This window comes from Leptolyngbya sp. DQ-M1, assembly GCF_039962505.1.
GTDB lineage: Bacteria > Cyanobacteriota > Cyanobacteriia > Leptolyngbyales > Leptolyngbyaceae > Leptolyngbya.
The window spans coordinates 168981-185121 of record NZ_JAMPLJ010000001.1; the positions used below are offsets into that span (position 1 = coordinate 168981).

Sequence of the window (16141 nt, forward strand, 5' to 3'; positions counted from 1 at the left end):
GATTTTTCGCCATTAGTAATCTTGAGTAATCTTGAAAGCTGCTGTTAAATCTGTTCCTACTGGATGTAGCCTGTATGTCTCATGAAGCGTTCCGTTGTGCTTTGGGATTGTTGCAACGCTTGATCGACAGAGGTACTACGAGTCAGCGCAGCCGCGATCGTCTGCCCAGTCGATGATCCAATTGCCTGAAATTCTGGAATATCCACATACTGAATGCCTTTGTAGGGCGTTGGTTGAGCAGCCGGACGGGTAACATCAGCAGATTGGATCGAACGCAGCACGATCGAGGCAAAAGGAGCGGCTTTTTGATAGTTAGGATTCTGATAGGTGGAAGTGCGAGTCCCCGGTGGTACGGCAACCCAACCATTTTGGTCAGCAACCAGTTGGATATACTCCTTCGAGGTTGCCCAAGCAATAAACCGTTCTGCTGCTTCTGGTGCTTTTGAGGTTTTAGGAACCGCCAAAGCCCATGCCCAGAGCCAGTTTGAACCATTAGGATATTTCTCGATCGGCGCACGAGCAAAGCCTAGCTTGTCATACACCTTGGACTCTTTCGGGTTCGAGAGTAGTCCCGCCGCAACGGTTGCATCAACCCACATTCCGCACTTGCCTGTCGAGAACAAGGCTAGATTTTCATTGAATCCATTAGAACTTGCGCCAGGGGGACCATAGTTCTGCATCAGATCCACATAGTAGTTGATCGCTTCTTTCCAAGCGGGTGTGTTAATTGTTGGATTCCATTTCATGTCAAACCATTGACCTCCATAGGTGTTCACGAGCGTTGAAATGAATCCCATATTTTCACCCCAACCCGGTTTACCCCGTAAGCACACGCCATAAACCCCATTTTTAGGATCATGAACTTTACTTGCCCACTCTTTAATTTGAGGATAGGTGGGCTGTTCAGGAACTGTAATTCCTGCTTTTTGAAATAAATCCTTGCGGTAATAAAGCATCGAACTTTCGCCATAGAACGGCACAGCATAGAGTTTGCCGTCATTGGAAAGCCCTTCTCGAATGGGTTTCAACAGGTCGTTTACATCATAGCTAGCAGGCAGATTTAAGGATCTTAGCCAATCGCGTCTTGCCCAGATCGGTGTCTCATAAGAACCGATCGTCAAAACATCAAATTGCCCACCTTGGCTCGCAACATCAGTCGTGACCCGCTGGCGCAATACATTTTCTTCCAACACTACCCATCTCAGTTGAATATCGGGGTTAGCTTTCTCAAAGTGACTGGAAAGCTCCTGCATGATCACCATGTCGCCATTATTGACTGTAGCGATCGTGAGTCTTGTTTTTTCTGCCGCTCGCGAACCTGATGAACAAGCATGCAACAGTTGCGTCAACATCATGCCAATCAGGAACACAACGATGATTTTGGCGAAGCGAGGTGTGCGCATCGCTAGCTCCTTATATTAAAGATCGAGCAAGTAATATTGATTTTATGCTCTGCTTTTGGGCAAAAGCTCAATAATAGAAATCATACTGACCTCAGTTCTAAAACTAAATCGTTCATTGATATTTGAAACAATTCTTGATTAACAAGGAGATAAAACCGTGACGGCAAGCGCAACTTATTCGTTTGAGGGAAAAACTATCTTAATTACAGGGGGTGCTGGAGATATTGGAAAAGCAACGGCACAACGCTTTGCAGCTAATGGTGCTGGAGTAGTTCTGCTGGATTTAAATGAAACCAAAATGGCAGAGGTTGTGCAGGAATTAAAGGAGTACAATGTCCCCCTTAGTGCATTTCACTGTGATGTGACGCTTGCAGACAGTGTGGCAAAAGCATTTTCTGGTGCTGTAGCGCAGGTTGGACAGATTGACTACGTCTTCAATAATGCTGGCTACCAAGGAGCATTTGCCAAAACTGAGGACTATCCAGAGGATGATTTTCAAAAGGTGATTGATATCAATGTCGTTGGCGTTTTTCACGTTCTAAAAGCTGCCGCTCAGCAGCTCCGCGATTCAGGCGGCGGCGCGGGCACGTACCCGTGTAGCAGAGCTATCGTCAACATGGCGAGCCATGCAGGAGTTGATGGACCTCCGAATATGCTGGCATATGCAGCTTCCAAGTTTGCAGTGATTGGCATGACTCAAACTGCTGCAAAGGATTTAGCACCTTACGGAATTCGAGTGAATTCTCTCTCACCTTCACTGATTGGACCAGGTGTAATGTGGACACGGCAAACTGAATTGCAGGCAGCAGTAGGTTCTCAGTATTTTGATGCAGACCCTAAAGTTGTAGAACAACAAATGATTGATTCAGTGCCAATGCGCCGTCTGGGCAGTTTAGAAGAGGTTGCCAACGGAGTTGCTTTTCTCATGAGTGATGAAGCAAGTTACATTACAGGATTTAACCTGGACATTACGGGAGGTCAATAGCGACTTCGGGGTTTTGAGTCGTTACTGTCGATCGTGAACGTCTTACTTCTCAAAAATTACCTGCTCTGTAGATTTTATTGAGGATAATGTAATAGAGTTTACAGAGAACTTTGAGCAAATATAGTAATTTTGGGCATATGCTCAAAGCTCTCTTTAGACAGATGCGTTTTCCCAGATGATGAGATATGGAAGAAACTTTTCTTGAGCGGCGCGATCGTAAACTGGATCTCGCGGCTCATGCAGCTTGGCTCTATTACATTGGTGGCAATACTCAGGAAGAGGTTGCCAATAAACTCAATGTCTCCCGTCAGGCAGCTCAACGCCTAGTGGCATTGGCTGTTAGCGAAAAACTGATCAAGTTTCGCCTTGATCATCCTTTAAGAGAATGTATAGAGCTAGCTGAATCATTACGGGAAAAATTTCAATTGTCCTTATGTGAAGTAGTTCCCAGTGATGATCGCAATGTCGATCGGTTTAATGGGATTGGGGTATGTGCTGCTAATTACCTAGAGACTTATTTGCTCGCAAAAGCTCCAACTATTCTGGCATTTTCTTCTGGACGGACATTGCGTGCAATGGTGGAACAAATTCCAGCAATGGATCAACCTCAACACAAAATCATCTCCATTATTGGCAACCTATCTCACTATGGACGTGCGGGTCGTCATGAAGTTGTGATGCACCTCTCCGATCGCGTTGGTTCTCAAGCCTATCCTGTTCCCACTCCGGTTGTTGCTACCAGCATTCAGGAACGGCAGCTACTACAAACACAGCGATCGTTTATTACCGTAAAGACCCTAGCAGAGCAAGCTAAAGTAACATTTGTTGGGATTAGTCATATTGCCTGGAATGCTCCACTCCATCAGGACGGCTTTATTAACGATGAAGAAGTTGCGAAATTGATTGAACTGGGAGCAGTTGGAGAGATTGCAGGTTGGGCATATAATCACGACGGAGTTTTGCTACAAGAAGGAATCAATAGCCGCGTAGCCAGCGTTCCCTTGCAGCAACCAGCTCAGCGTCTGGTCATTGGCGTAGCAGGTAGTGAAAAAAAGGCAGAAGCCATTCTAGCCGCTATGCGTGGCAAGCTCATTACAGGGTTGGTCACTGACAAAGCGGTTGCTGAAGCAATTCTTGCCAAAGTGTAAGTGCAATAGAGCATAAACCAAGAATTTATCGGCATTGCTGAATTTGAGTATGAATCTCGGATTCGCCCTCACCCTAGCCCTCTCCCCAGGGAGAGGGAACAAGAGGTTTCTAGCTCCCTTCTCCTTAGGGAGAAGGGTTGGGGATGAGGGCAAACCATACTTGCATTCAGCAACGCCAATTTGTCAAAAACGACTGAGTGAATTGAAACCTCATACAGTCGTCCTTGATAAACCCCAAGGCTGGAGATTGATAGCTATTCATCCATGTTCCGAGGATTTGCCCGCGATCGGGGTGCAGCACTCGTTTATCAATCACTTTTTCAAATGCCTGATTTGTTACTGCTACATCAATAATGTGAATTGCTGTTGATTGCAGCGGATTGTTCAACGCACTGCTTTCAGGGCTTCATATAATTGTTTATATTTTTGAAACGCAGGCTCATACATTAGATTTTTCTGGGGCTGTACAACGTCTTCAGCCTGGGGCAGGATCTTGAATGCAGCTTCTAAATTGGAATATGCCCCAACTCCTACCATTGCTAGAATTGCGGCTCCATAAGCAGCACCTTCTTCAGCCTTGGGCGCAATCAATTCTGTTTGCAACACATCTGCCAGGATCTTCAACCAAACGCTCGATCGTGCCCCTCCTCCCGTTGCCAAGAGTTGCTGCATGGGAGTTATTTCGTGAATCACATCTAAGGCTTCTCTTAGACTGAATGCCACACCTTCCAGTACAGCCCGGATCAGATCAGCTTGCGAATGTGCTAAGGCTAGATTTACCCAGGCACCACGAGTGTCTGGATCAAGGTGAGGGCTTCGTTCTCCCGCAAGATGAGGTAGGAATAAAACACCACGAGCACCAGGCTGCGAACTTTCCGCCAACTGCATCAGATCCGCGAAGGCAATCTGGGGAGCGAACGTGTCTCGATACCAGCGCAACGAGCCACCTGCCGCTAGCGTCACACCTAACAAGTGATAGCCGCCATCAGCATGACAAAACAAATGCACTCGCCCCTCTGGATCAGGGATGGGACGCTCCAGAGGAGCAAAAATCACGCCCGACGTACCGATACTCAGACTACCTCGATTCAGATTACTGGCTGAAATTCCCAACCCAATTGCGGCGGTTGCATTATCACCCCCTCCAGCAACGATTGGTAATCCGTCTGGTAGCCCCACGCGTGTTGCAATCGCTGGTTTCAAGCGTCCAGCGATTGCGGTGGACTCCACTACAGGTGGAAACCATGCTGGATTAATCTCAAGCGCATTCAGAATATCGATGTCCCACTGTCGATTCGCTAAGTTCAAACAACCTGTTCCTGAAGCATCGGAGGGTTCTGTAACGGCTGATCCAGTCAATACATAGCCCAAATAATCCTTGGGCAGCAAGATTTGCCGAACTTGGGCATAGGCTTGTGGCTCTTGCGTTCGCAACCAGATGAGCTTTGGAAGCTGAAATCCTGTGATCGCAGGATTGCCAGTTCGTTGAATTAATTCTTGGCGGGAAATTGTGGCTTCGATCGCCTCCACCGCCTTTCCAGTCCGTTGGTCATTCCATAAAATCGCGGGTCTGATCACATAACCTTCTGCATCGAGCGGAACCATACCGTGCATTTGTCCCGACAAACCGAGGGCGATCGCGTGATTTTCACCAAGCTGTTGAGCAATGTCTGATAAAGCCTCCAAGCTAGCTTCTACCCAATCTGTCGGATCTTGCTCCGTCCAACCGGGTTGTGGCGTGAACAGGGGATAACTTTTTGTTGCCTGAGCAATGAGTTGCCCATGCAGATCAACCGCGATCGCTCGCACTCCTCCAGTCCCCAGATCTAGACCTATCACTACGTCAGTCAAGCTTCCCTCCCAGTTCTGAATGATTTAACGGATCTTCCTCCTGTGTAATCAGGGAGAGGCTCCCTAGCGGCTGAAGTAATTCCAGGACCACTGGATCATCACAATCAGCTTGTTATCAAACTCAATCAAGTAGTAAATATGGGCAAACACCCAAATTAGCCAAGCCAGGAACCCAGAAAGCTTTAACCAGCCCAGGTTAACCACAGCGGCATTCTGTCCAATCACCGCTAAACTTCCGACATCTGAATAGTGGAAGGACGGCAATGCTCGTCTTTGCAGACGATATCGAATTAATTTAGCGATATAAGCGCCTTCCTGCATGGCAACGGGAGCAACTCCTGGCAAAGGTTGATCACCTTGGTGCTTGTAATGAGCAAGATCTCCAACAACAAAAATGTTTGGTTGTCCTGGCACGCTTAAGTCAGGATTGACGATCACTCGCCCTACACAATCGAGCGTTGCACCTGTCCGCTCAGCCAGTACTTTCCCCATTCCTGAAGCGCGAACGCCTGCTGCCCAAAGCACCGTTTTGGCCTGAATTGTCTCAGCTTGCTTTCCGTGGCGAACCATAACCGTATCCTCCGTAATTCCTGTCACAAAGGACCGTGTTTGTACTGTAACGCCTAAATTTTCGAGAGATTTTGCAGCAGCAGTTGAAAGCTCAGGAGGATAAGGCGGTAAGACACGATCTAGCCCTTCTAATAACAAAATCTGAGTTTCTCTCGTATCAATGTTGCGAAAATCATGTTTCAACGCATAGTGATCTAATTCGCCTGATAGAGTAATGGTTGAAAAAGATGAAAATTACGCTTATCGACTAATGTAATTTCAATGTGTTTAAAACGTCCCAAGGCTTTAGCAGCATATAAACCCCCAAACCCACCTCCAGCAATCACAATTCGGTGAGAAGCGGAGTAACCGTCTGTATCTGAGGGCTTATACTGTTCCATTTCAGGTATCCATAATAAAATCCGTTAAAAATAGACTTAATTTCGACGACAATTCACCTTTCACTTTGTAGCGATCGTTTACGGAATTTTTAGACCAGTTGGCAAACTTATATTTCATGCCATATGCGAGGGTAAGACACGGATTTTCCCCGTACTAGAATTAAGTCTTCAATGAATCACGTCCCGCCGCTCCGATTGATGAAAAGCCAGTCACTGACTGGCTTTTGTCGTTTCTGGATAAGTCTTTCACAAGTCACCCAATTCCCAATAAGAGTTTCATAGGAGGTTGTTAAGGCGCTAGTACCAAATTTTTATGACTTTTCTGATCTCAACCTGAATCCCGAACTCGCCCAAAGATCACACCTAGTTTTTTGGAGGTTTCTAAAAAACTGCTCCCAGTAAGGTCTATGAGCCTTATCGGGAGCGTGAAATGGTTGACTTTACTGAAAGCTGGTGACAAGACTCGAACTTGCGACCGGCTGATTACAAATCAGCGTGTCTAGCTTCTCGAAACCTAATCATATCGGGCGTTTTAGCCTCTGAGATTTGAGTTTTTTAATCTTGGATCACAATCTGGATCACAATCGTTAAAAATTAGGTTTTTTTAGAAATAGTTGGGTAATTTTGGCAGAGTTTAGTAGTCTCACCCCTGTTTCATTAACATGAGAGGCTTATTAAGTTTTATATCGCTGTAACTTTGAGGCGGTGAAAAGGTTACTAATCCAACGATTGAATGATTAAGAAATTGAATCCTACAGGATTGCCCTTGCGTTTGACACAACGAAATGAGGTGCGTGGCTGGAGAATGAGGCATAAGGTTCGAGTGATGCCTCGACTATAATGAGAGATGTTGTTCAAGGCAACCCTATGAATCAACACTCATCGAACACACTCAGAGTAACGCTTCGGTTGGAAGCTCAGGCTTCCGGCAGAGTTGCGGCTTCAGTCATTGAATTTCCCGATTGTCGAGTAGAGGCAGCGACGCGGGAGGCAGCGATTGCGAAAGTTCAAGCTGCTTTCTTAGAGCAACTTGCCCGGAGTGAGACAATTTCGTGGGATGTGCCTTTGCCAAATCAAGATTTGAATGGTTCTGAACGGAGAATGGAAAGCCCGTGGATTAAGTACGCTGGTATGTTCAAAGATGATCCAGACTTTGCAGAAATTGCGGCGGCGATTCGAGCAGAACGGGAAGTTGAGGACGATACAGAGGTCGATCCTGCCGTTTATTCGTTAGACGATTGAGGACAGAACTTGTACATTCTCGATACCGATCATGTCTCGCTTTGGCTAGAGGATCATCCAACCGTTAGGAGCAAAGCAGCAGAATTTGAGGCAGATCTTGCAATTACGATCGTGACTGTTCAAGAACTGTTTAATGGTTGGGTGGGTCGCCTCAATCACCCTGCTCAGGCAAATTATCAAGTTCGACTTTATGCAAAATTGTCGCGAATCGTGGCGTATTTACAGGAGGTTAAGGTTTTAGAGCTAGATGATGTCGCCGATCGCTGTTTTCGCAAAATGCTAACCGACTACCCCAACTTGCGGAAAAATCGGATTCAGAAGGACATGAGGATTGCTGCAATTGCTCTTTCTCCAATGCTACAGTTGTCACTCGTAATCGTCGAGACTTTGAGCAAGTGCTGGGGCTGAAGATTCAGGATTGGAGTCTCTAAGAAACTGACGCATTGAAGTCAAACGGCATCGTCTCAAAACCCAGCCGATTCAACCTAAGCATTGCTTGCTGCACCTCTTCAGGTTGTAAATCATCTTGATAGACAAGGCTCTCAAGCAGGGCGTAACCCCCTAAATATTGATCTTCGGTGTGAGTCACCCAACGATTCTCAAACGCCATTGCATTGTGTAATGCCGTGATGACCTGCGTGAAGGGATCTTCAGGAGAGCGATCGCGCATCTCCCGCATCATCCGAATCAGACTATCTGCATAAACCGGAGAAGGTGGTTCATCACGATCGCGGTGAATTCTCTGCAAATCTGACAGAATTTTTTCAGCAAAGCTAAGTCGTAATTTTTTTTAGCGGTTAGGCTAGACGGCTGTAAGGATTGCACGAAGCGCAAGACCTCTTGCTGTTTTTCAAGAGGCAGAACTTTCAGTGTTTCGATTACATCTTGCTCAACACTCATCATTCACCTGCCTTTCCCCTTCAGATCCTTCTATCTTTGTTTGTGAGCGCGATCGCTTCTTCGGGACGGCAACCCGTTAGAAAAAGGAATCTGACATACGGAGTGTAATAGGAGTGCTTCAACGGTGCAAACCGGGAACAGTAGGTGTTATTCTCGAATGCTTGGATGATCGCTTCGCTCTCTTTTCTAGCGAAGGGCGTTCTGGACGAGTTGCTAGACTTCTTGGTTCTGATCTCTCCACCATTCCAATGAATGGATTGGAGTCGATCAGTTTAGAGCGTATACCCCAATTACAGCAGGCGTTAAGCTCTTTAAACGTTCTTTTAGCGACTTCAGCGGAATAGGTTTTCAATAAATAATCCCGGACGATTACTACTGAGTCTAAATCCCGCTTGGGAAACTTCCGAATTCGTTTCTCGATTTTTCCGTAATCTCGGATCAGCGTTGTCTCTTCTACCTGAGTCGATTTGAATTGTGTGTAACGAGTCCACAACTCGGAAAGATCGATCGCCTTTGCTGCGCTAACGGATTTCGCGTGATCGGGTCGATACTTATCAAGGGTGTAATCAAATTTTTCTAACACGATATCCGATTCGATCTGCTTCGCTTTCGCTTCAGCGATTTTTCGATTCGCAATCGTGTCTTCAAGTCCCAACGTTAAATATTTCTGCTTACCGTCGAAGAGTTGACGGGGTAAGCGTAGCCGTAACCGATTCTGGAAGGGTTCAACTCCTACAGATCCTTTTGATGATCGTTTCTGTTTGTCCATGATCCTGATGCCGACTATGAAGAACTAGGGGTGTAGTCATTTCATAGTCAAAATTCAGATTTCTGCTGAAAAACCCGATAAGTCTGAATTTCGACTATCGGTTGAAACCCTTACTATACCTGGATTACAGAATGGCTCAGGCGAGATTTAAACTTGCGACCTTGGGCTTACGAGTCCCCAGGTAAAGCTAGATGGAGCAAGGGTTTCAGCCGTTGTTAAATTTTATTACCCCAAATTTACCCCAAGTCTAAATTTAGCAGCGTTTTTGTTCCCAAATGGCTTCAATCCATCGCCATAATTTCTGTGAAGCATTTAATGCGTCTTCAATTAATCGCGATAAAAGATTAGAACGCAATAAACAGCGACCTTGATGGTCACAATTCGACGATCATACTGATTATCGCACTATTGCTATATTGTAGGAGCGAGGCGTTTTTCATGAAAAGCTGTGCCTGAAACACGGGTTGTATTTTATCAAGATGAAAAAGGGGAGGCTCCAGTTCTTGAGTGGTTCAAAACGTTGCTAAAACAAGACCGTAAGGGATATGCCAACTGTGTGGCTCGAATTCAACGATTAGCTGATGCAGGCTATGAGCTTCGGCGACCCGCAGCAGATTACCTGAGAACAATTCAATCTTGGACAGAGCAAGAAAAACTCTGGATTGCGGTGCAGGATACGGGAATCGGAATTGCTTCTGAAGACTTGCCGTTTGTCTTTCAACGGTTTTGGCGATCCGAGCATTCCCGCAGTCTGCGCTGTGAGGGAAGCGGCATTGGGTTGGCGGTTACAGAACGATTAGTCAGGGTGATGGGAGGGTGGATCGAGGTTGAAAGCGAACTGAACAGAGGAACAACGTTCAGGTTTTGCCTGCCCACTGCCATGCAAAATAAGGATAATTGAGTTGGGCGACCATCGTTCCTAATTCTCTAACCAAGCAATCAAATCCTCGATCGATTCAAAATCCAACAGTGCTTCACCGAGCGCTTCGAGATGTTCGACCGACAAAGCGTTAATTTGAGTGACCGTAGCATCGGGAATAGAGCTAAGTTTCCGGTTCAGAAGGCGGAGAATGAAAGCTCGTTCTCGCTCTAGCGATCGTTGCGCTTCCTCCTTAACTCCGCGCTCGAAACCAATCCGCTCAACACTGGTAATGTAAGGCATCTGTAGCTCCTGCTCGTAGGCTTTTAGCTCCGTCCAAAACTCGGTATCTAGTCGTTTAGGTAACACCAAGATCCAGTCCAGAAAATTGAACAAATTCAGCACTTGTTCTGCATTATAACCTGCTTCATAAAGCTGCCGTACCAACTGCATCTTGACCGTCTTTCGAGCAAGGCTATCTTTTTTTGTTTCTTGGAGCTTTAGGTGGGCTTTGACCACGATCGCAAAGGGATTCCAACTGGCATCGAGTTCTGCCATACGATCGCGATAATCCAGAAGTTTTACGATGCTGAACTCAAAATTCAAAGTTGTTCCTGGCAAGGAAAACCCATACTGCTGTGGTCGCCAAGTCGGACTCGCATCACAGAGGATTGCCAAACTCACTGCGGGTTGGCGAAAATAATCAAAGATTCGCAGTGAATACACGAAAATGCGTTCCGCGAATTTCTTTTCCGGGGCAGCCTGCACTTCAACATGAAGTAGGAGAACCAAATCCTTGCCTCGCTTCAGTTTGACCCGCACCAATTGATCGGCAAAGCGCCGCCCCACCTTCGCATCTGGAGCAATTTTGATAAATTCTTTGTCTAAAAATTCTGGTGGCTGTGTCCAATCCACCAACTTCGCAACCTGGGGAAGAAAAAACTCGATGGCTTCTTGAAAATACTGCTGTAAAATGCGCTTCCACGGCGAATCCTGGTCAGTACGAGGAGTTTCTTGTTTAGCCATCGCCTTCAGTCCAACGTTCTTTAAGTGGTGCAATCGTACCACAATACCGAAGAGCGATATGGAGCGGCTTTTGCCTTGGCAGCAAGCCCTAAAGACTGATGTAGAGTTCACGGGTACAGTGTTTCAAATGTATGTTGTCCTTCTCCGTAGACAAAATCTCCATAATTTTGTCAATAATCAACTTCTTCGGTGCTAAATGGAGGTGCGTGTAGCACTTGCAAATTTTCGGCGAGTTGGGCGCGATCGCGAGGTGAAGTCAAAGCTAAACCAACGGCAGGATGATGCAGCGCAAATCGATAACAGTCTGCGGCAGTCGGTGGTGTTCGAGTATTATGCGGTTGCTGGGTTAGCAGTGTTCCCCAGCGGGTACAAGTGAAGGCAACTACTGGAATTGTGGCGGCTTGAGCAGCAGGCAACAAGTCTGTTTCTGCTTTGCGATGTGCCATGTTGTAGCGGTGCATTAGGACATCACAATTCCGTTGCTCAATGACAGCAAGTCCGGTCGGGCGATGGTGAGTCGTCACACCGACATATCGGATCAGTCCTTGTGCTTTCCAGGCGTAGAGTTCCTCGATCACCGCTTGGATGTCATCCGCACGATCGCTCGGTGAAAGATACTCTGTAAAAAAGATATCAATGCAATCGATCTGAAGCTGTCGCCAAATTTCGTCTCGCTGCTGCCGCAAGGTTTCAATATTGCGGGATTCGCTTCCAACCGTGTAGAGGATTGATGCTCGGTCGCTTGCCAAAAGTGGCTTTAATTCTGCCAGAATCGGTTCTTTGGGTAATTGATAGTCAAAGAAATAGTTGATCCCTGCTTTAAATGCTGCCTGAATGCAAGTCGGGTCTTGCGTGTACTGACTGGCAAATCCAAGTCGGCTTGCAGGTGTTCCGTTTTGGGTTTTAAGCATGGCAGCAGAATTTCAAACCGAGGCGCGTACACTGGCTATTGTAGAGTTTTTCACGGTAGCAGGATGGAAACCGCAACGTTTGGTGCTGGATGTTTCTGGGGGGTGGAAGCGGCATTTCGCAAAGTGCCTGGAGTGATCTCGACTTCGGTAGGATACATGGGCGGACACTTCGAGAATCCCTGCTATCTCGATGTTCTCTCTCGGATCACAGGTCACGCGGAGGTTTGCCAGATCCAATATGATCCAGAGCAAGTCAGCTACGAAGCCTTGATTGATGTTTTCTGGCGTATTCATGATCCGACGAGTTTGAATCGACAAGGAGCAGATCGTGGGGAGCAGTATCGATCGATTATTTTCTATCACACACCAGAACAAGCAGAGATTGCACAACAATCCAAAATTGCTTTGGATCGTTCTGGTCGGTATGACAAATCAATCGTGACCCAAATTCAGGCTGCCTCTGCGTACTGGTTAGCAACCGAGGAGCATCAGCAGTATTTCGAGAAGCGGCAAGCAAAGCTAGAAGCGCAACAACGGCAGTAAGCTCGGTTCTTTGCGTTGGCTTGCTGTGTCACACACTCTGCGCCAGAGGTCGGGGTCTTGGTGGTAGATGCTGAGTGCCGTAATCGCATTCTTCGCATCAAGAAGCTCACCAGTGCCGATTAATTCAAGTAGAAAAGCAATCGCGTCATCTTGACGAAGGAGTGCGATCGCAGTCAATGCTGTCGATCGCAATTCTGCAATCTTTGTTCGCTGCCACCAGTTTCGCAAAACCGGAAATGCTTCTGGCAATCGAGATTCTCCCAACGCTAACGCCGCAACTTCAGCGACTTCATTCAACTGATCTCGATTAGAGGTTAGAAAGCTTTTAATCAATGGAAGTGATGCTTGCGGTGAGAGTTGAAGTAGCGATAGGAAACATTCTGATAGCACAGGTGCAGTATCACCGACTTGAACCCGTAGTCGTAGCAAAGGAACACCACTAGGATCGCCGCTGTACGCGATCGCTCTTGCCGCTGCGATTCGAGCATCTGGCTTTGGATCAGCGAGTAAATCCGCGAGTTCGCTCATCACCTGCGGATAATTCATTCTGACTAATCCCAAAGCACAAGTTCCGCGCAATGCGGCGGCTGTGTCGTCTGAACCGCCCCAAATCGGCTCTTGTTGAATATGTCGAATCCCTCTGAGGAATAGGTCTTCGTTGCTGTATTCCAGGCGATAGAGTGCATCCGCAATTTTGAGTTTTGCGGTACAACCTGGATCAGTTTCAACAGGCTTGGTCATGCAACGATCAAAAGCAGCAACGAGATCCGGAATCAAGTCGTAGCGTTCTGCCTCTCCAATCAGTTTTGCCGCTTGTGCGACTGCGATCGAATACTTCGAGGCAAGAATTTGTTGAAGTGCGATCGTTGACTCTGGCGCATGAGGATCGCGTCGCACAGGTTCAAGTTGGGCAAGCAATTGTTCCAGCTTACGAGATTTTGCCATAGAGCAAAATGGGGAATGAATTTATAGTCAATTCGTACTATGTATTAAGAAAGCGAGTCTGTTCAAGCGTATCGCTGCTCAAAAATTAATACAGCAGAAAAACGACATGAAAAGACAGCTTCTACAGTGCCATTCACGATCAAACGCTTCCTAAAGTCATCACCTATAGGAAAGCGATCGCACCGATTCTAAAATTCAGCATACTGAGGTGGACTCGCCCCAATTCGTTCAGTAATCCGGGGATAGCGGGTCTTGGGTTGCGGCTGGGAGATTGCCACCACACTCACTTGATGCCACCAATCATCGCCAAAATCAAACCAATAGCCAAATGGCTCTCCAACGGTTAACCCTAATGCGCCAATTTGGGTACTGCCAACCTCCCCAGTCAGCCCATCATCCAATTCATCCTGTAACGGACTCGGCAACCCATAGCGATCGGCATTCGGATCGTTCGGTCGATTGCCTTTCAATTGAAATTCATATAAATGCTCTTCCTCGCGATCGAACGCCTTGAAGATGATCCCGTGCAAATCCGCTAACGTTTGATCGCCGCGAATCTCGATCGTGCGAATCACTTGCGGATTCTTCTTGAGAAATTTCTCGGTCACTGGACCACTCCGTAACGCCACTTCTAACACATAGAGCGCTTCCAGTGTCTCTGAAGGAGGCTGGGGCGGTGTTTTGGATTTTGTCGATCGAGATTTTCGGCTTTGGCGATCAGCAGGAGGCGGCTCCAATATCCCGTCTTGCATCAGATTGAGCATTGCCTCACTGTCTTCTTTGTGTCCCGGAATATAAGGAATTAGACCCTTCCGATAGGCTTCGATTTGTGCCCCCAACGGTGCGTTCCGAATGTCCATCAGCAAGCCATTGACCGACAGCATCCAGATCAGAGGATTGCGATCAACCATACTGGGCAAACACCAATCCGGATCAAACTGTTGCATCTTCAGCGTATCTCGCACCAGCTTCGATTTGCCCTGCCCCGTGCTAGACGCAACCCCAAACCACTGATAGAGTTCGTTAGCGCTGATGTGAGGAGTCTGAGAGCTATCAAACAGAAAATTGACCATGCCGATCGCATGAGTGATGCCGCAAGCCCAAGTTTTCGGCTGTCCCTTATCGAGCGGCGAAGGTCGCTTGCGGCAAAGAGCCGCCGTCGCTTGCCGAATCAGTTGGGCGTATTCCTCATTGAGATGTTGCCGCGCAAATTCATCGGTCAGTTCAACGATACTGTTAAACTTCGCTGCCATTGCCTTGGGGACATCTTCCGATTTGTTGGACTTTGCCATCGCGTTGAGATTCCATCAGAGATCAGGAGAGCGGACAGGGGCAACATTGCCTATTTCTGATTGTGGCAGGAATTGCGGCGAGCAATCAAGGCTTTCCAGTACACTGAATGCTAGGAGGTCACAGTCATGGTCGATATACTTCCATCTCCTCAAAATTTAGTTACAGATACCTGGGTGTCAGCGACTTGGGAAGCATTTCTAGCGCTGGTCGATCTCCCTGAATTTGAGCAAGCACGCTGCTACTACGATGCAGGTTGGATGAGGATTGAAACGATGCCGATTGGGTTTGCTCACGGACGGGATAATTCTCTATTGGCATCGGTCGTAACTTTGTACGGAACCTTGAAAAACTTGCCGTTCTTGTCCATTACCAATGGCAGCTTTCGGAAAGCAGGTGAGCGAGAATGCCAACCCGATCTCGCGTTTTATATTGGATCAGAATTGCCGACTATTCCTCGAAGTAATAGTCCAGTCGATGTGAACCTTTTCGGTCCCCCAACGTTAGCGATCGAGATTGCATCGACCACATTGAGCGATGATTTAGGGCAAAAGCGATTGCTGTATGAACGATTAGGAGTCCGCGAGTATTGGGTGGTCAATGTGGAAACTGCGACCGTGATTGCTTTTGAAATCTCCAATGGGGGCAGTCGTCAAATTCAAATTTCGCTGGTGCTACCTGATCTGCCCCTTGCGGTGGTCGAAGAAGCCTTGCGACGTAGCCAAACCGAAGAAGATGGAGCCGTGAATCGGTGGCTGATCGAGCAATTTCGCTAGAAGCCCAGCCGATCCAAGGGGGGAAAAGCGGAAAGCCGCATGACCAATCAGGTTTTGCTCGGGCAGGAAGCCCCACAAGTGACTGTCATAGCTGTGGTTCCGGTTGTCACCCAACACAAAATACTGATTTGGGGGAACGATTGCAGGTCCGTAGTTGTAATTTGGAGACTCCTGAAGGTAGGGTTCAGTGATTCGCTTGCTATTGAGAAATAATTTGCCGGATTGAACCCTAATCGTATCCCCAGGCAGTCCGATCACTCGCTTGATGAGATCGTCCTTCAAATTCTGCGATCGCAATTCTGGTGTCGCGCTGAAAACGACAATATCCCCACGTTGAGGTAATCGAAATCGATAACTCAGTTTTTCGATGATGATGCGATCGCCCACCTGAAGCGTCGGAGTCATCGATTCGGAAGGGATGTAACGCACTTCCGCCACAAAGGTATGGAAGCCCGCTGCGATCGCTAATCCACAGGCTGCTGTTTTTGTCGCTTCCCACCATTCATTTCTATGGGTTAAAGGTTTTAAGGTTGTCATGATTCA

Annotated in this window: 16 protein-coding genes and 1 pseudogene; 7 read left to right on the forward strand and 10 right to left on the reverse strand. The window is 47.2% G+C overall.

What is annotated here, in order from left to right; all coding sequences use genetic code 11:
- Positions 1 to 56: 56 nt before the first annotated feature.
- Positions 57 to 1403 (reverse strand): sugar ABC transporter substrate-binding protein, encoded by a 1347-nt coding sequence (locus NC981_RS00770; protein ID WP_348241124.1) that lies wholly within the window; start codon positions 1401 to 1403, stop codon positions 57 to 59.
- Positions 1404 to 1560: 157 nt separating this feature from the next.
- On the opposite strand from NC981_RS00770, the gene NC981_RS00775 reads away from it, so the two are divergent.
- Together NC981_RS00775 and NC981_RS00780 are read left to right on the forward strand one after the other, a co-directional pair.
- The gene (locus NC981_RS00775; protein ID WP_348241125.1) at positions 1561 to 2388 is read left to right on the forward strand and encodes an SDR family NAD(P)-dependent oxidoreductase; all 828 of its coding nucleotides are present in this window, start codon (positions 1561 to 1563) and stop codon (positions 2386 to 2388) included.
- Positions 2389 to 2573: 185 nt separating this feature from the next.
- A complete protein-coding gene (locus NC981_RS00780) occupies positions 2574 to 3536 on the forward strand; it encodes a sugar-binding transcriptional regulator (protein WP_348241126.1) in 963 nt (320 codons plus the stop codon).
- A gap of 384 nt (positions 3537 to 3920) precedes the next feature.
- Here the strand turns inward: NC981_RS00780 and xylB are convergent, their stop codons facing one another.
- Both xylB and NC981_RS00790 read right to left on the reverse strand, forming a co-directional pair.
- Positions 3921 to 5387, reverse strand: coding sequence for a xylulokinase (xylB, locus tag NC981_RS00785; RefSeq protein ID WP_348241127.1), 1467 nt, complete (start codon positions 5385 to 5387; stop codon positions 3921 to 3923).
- 66 nt (positions 5388 to 5453) lie between these two features.
- Positions 5454 to 6337, reverse strand: a pseudogene (locus NC981_RS00790) (FAD-dependent oxidoreductase); the annotation flags it as partial.
- 867 nt (positions 6338 to 7204) lie between these two features.
- Here NC981_RS00790 and NC981_RS00795 point away from each other — a divergent pair.
- Positions 7205 to 7579, forward strand: a complete 375-nt coding sequence (locus NC981_RS00795; RefSeq protein WP_348241128.1) for a hypothetical protein — start codon at positions 7205 to 7207, stop codon at positions 7577 to 7579.
- Between the two features lie 9 nt (positions 7580 to 7588).
- Complete coding sequence (locus tag NC981_RS00800) at positions 7589 to 7987, forward strand: type II toxin-antitoxin system VapC family toxin (RefSeq protein ID WP_348241129.1); 399 nt, start codon at positions 7589 to 7591, stop codon at positions 7985 to 7987.
- Between the two features lie 19 nt (positions 7988 to 8006).
- Here NC981_RS00800 and NC981_RS00805 read toward each other — a convergent pair whose 3' ends face one another.
- Complete coding sequence (locus NC981_RS00805) at positions 8007 to 8327, reverse strand: hypothetical protein (RefSeq protein ID WP_348241130.1); 321 nt, start codon at positions 8325 to 8327, stop codon at positions 8007 to 8009.
- A 270-nt stretch (positions 8328 to 8597) separates the two neighbouring features.
- Entirely contained in the window at positions 8598 to 9248 is a 651-nt protein-coding gene (locus NC981_RS00810; protein WP_348241131.1) for a DUF3596 domain-containing protein, read from the reverse strand.
- A 448-nt stretch (positions 9249 to 9696) separates the two neighbouring features.
- Here NC981_RS00810 and NC981_RS00815 point away from each other — a divergent pair, with 448 nt between their 5' ends.
- Entirely contained in the window at positions 9697 to 10149 is a 453-nt protein-coding gene (locus tag NC981_RS00815) for an ATP-binding protein (RefSeq protein ID WP_348241132.1), read from the forward strand.
- A gap of 18 nt (positions 10150 to 10167) precedes the next feature.
- On the opposite strand, the gene NC981_RS00820 is transcribed toward NC981_RS00815, so the two are convergent.
- Positions 10168 to 11133, reverse strand: a complete 966-nt coding sequence (locus NC981_RS00820) for a DUF4351 domain-containing protein (RefSeq protein ID WP_348241133.1) — start codon at positions 11131 to 11133, stop codon at positions 10168 to 10170.
- A 170-nt stretch (positions 11134 to 11303) separates the two neighbouring features.
- On the reverse strand, positions 11304 to 12044 hold the full coding sequence (locus NC981_RS00825) for an aldo/keto reductase (protein ID WP_348241134.1): 741 nt from the start codon (positions 12042 to 12044) through the stop codon (positions 11304 to 11306).
- A gap of 63 nt (positions 12045 to 12107) precedes the next feature.
- On the opposite strand from NC981_RS00825, the gene msrA reads away from it, so the two are divergent.
- A complete protein-coding gene (msrA, locus tag NC981_RS00830) occupies positions 12108 to 12587 on the forward strand; it encodes a peptide-methionine (S)-S-oxide reductase MsrA (protein ID WP_348241135.1) in 480 nt (159 codons plus the stop codon).
- Here the strand turns inward: msrA and NC981_RS00835 are convergent.
- The gene (locus NC981_RS00835) at positions 12564 to 13532 is read right to left on the reverse strand and encodes a HEAT repeat domain-containing protein (protein ID WP_348241136.1); all 969 of its coding nucleotides are present in this window, start codon (positions 13530 to 13532) and stop codon (positions 12564 to 12566) included. The genes msrA and NC981_RS00835 overlap by 24 nt on opposite strands.
- A 188-nt stretch (positions 13533 to 13720) precedes the next feature.
- Positions 13721 to 14824 carry a DUF6398 domain-containing protein gene (locus tag NC981_RS00840; RefSeq protein WP_348241137.1) on the reverse strand — a complete coding sequence of 368 codons (1104 nt, stop codon included), beginning with the start codon at positions 14822 to 14824 and terminating at the stop codon, positions 13721 to 13723.
- 126 nt (positions 14825 to 14950) lie between these two features.
- Here NC981_RS00840 and NC981_RS00845 point away from each other — a divergent pair, with 126 nt between their 5' ends.
- Positions 14951 to 15598, forward strand: a complete 648-nt coding sequence (locus tag NC981_RS00845; RefSeq protein ID WP_348241138.1) for a Uma2 family endonuclease — start codon at positions 14951 to 14953, stop codon at positions 15596 to 15598.
- Here NC981_RS00845 and lepB read toward each other — a convergent pair.
- Positions 15497 to 16135, reverse strand: coding sequence for a signal peptidase I (gene lepB / locus NC981_RS00850; protein ID WP_348241139.1), 639 nt, complete (start codon positions 16133 to 16135; stop codon positions 15497 to 15499). The genes NC981_RS00845 and lepB overlap by 102 nt on opposite strands.
- Positions 16136 to 16141 lie beyond the last annotated feature (6 nt).

What these genes read in the sequence shown, in the direction of transcription:
- NC981_RS00835 (WP_348241136.1), bottom strand. Translation starts at nt 13,532, where the DNA reads ATGGCAAAATCTCGTAAGCTGGAACAATTGCTTGCCCAACTTGAACCT.
- NC981_RS00770 (WP_348241124.1), bottom strand. Translation starts at nt 1,403, where the DNA reads ATGCGCACACCTCGCTTCGCCAAAATCATCGTTGTGTTCCTGATTGGC.
- lepB (WP_348241139.1), bottom strand. Translation starts at nt 16,135, where the DNA reads ATGACAACCTTAAAACCTTTAACCCATAGAAATGAATGGTGGGAAGCG.
- NC981_RS00795 (WP_348241128.1), top strand. Translation starts at nt 7,205, where the DNA reads ATGAATCAACACTCATCGAACACACTCAGAGTAACGCTTCGGTTGGAA.
- NC981_RS00810 (WP_348241131.1), bottom strand. Translation starts at nt 9,248, where the DNA reads ATGGACAAACAGAAACGATCATCAAAAGGATCTGTAGGAGTTGAACCC.
- NC981_RS00840 (WP_348241137.1), bottom strand. Translation starts at nt 14,824, where the DNA reads ATGGCAAAGTCCAACAAATCGGAAGATGTCCCCAAGGCAATGGCAGCG.
- NC981_RS00845 (WP_348241138.1), top strand. Translation starts at nt 14,951, where the DNA reads ATGGTCGATATACTTCCATCTCCTCAAAATTTAGTTACAGATACCTGG.
- NC981_RS00820 (WP_348241133.1), bottom strand. Translation starts at nt 11,133, where the DNA reads ATGGCTAAACAAGAAACTCCTCGTACTGACCAGGATTCGCCGTGGAAG.
- NC981_RS00780 (WP_348241126.1), top strand. Translation starts at nt 2,574, where the DNA reads ATGGAAGAAACTTTTCTTGAGCGGCGCGATCGTAAACTGGATCTCGCG.
- NC981_RS00825 (WP_348241134.1), bottom strand. Translation starts at nt 12,044, where the DNA reads ATGCTTAAAACCCAAAACGGAACACCTGCAAGCCGACTTGGATTTGCC.
- msrA (WP_348241135.1), top strand. Translation starts at nt 12,108, where the DNA reads ATGGAAACCGCAACGTTTGGTGCTGGATGTTTCTGGGGGGTGGAAGCG.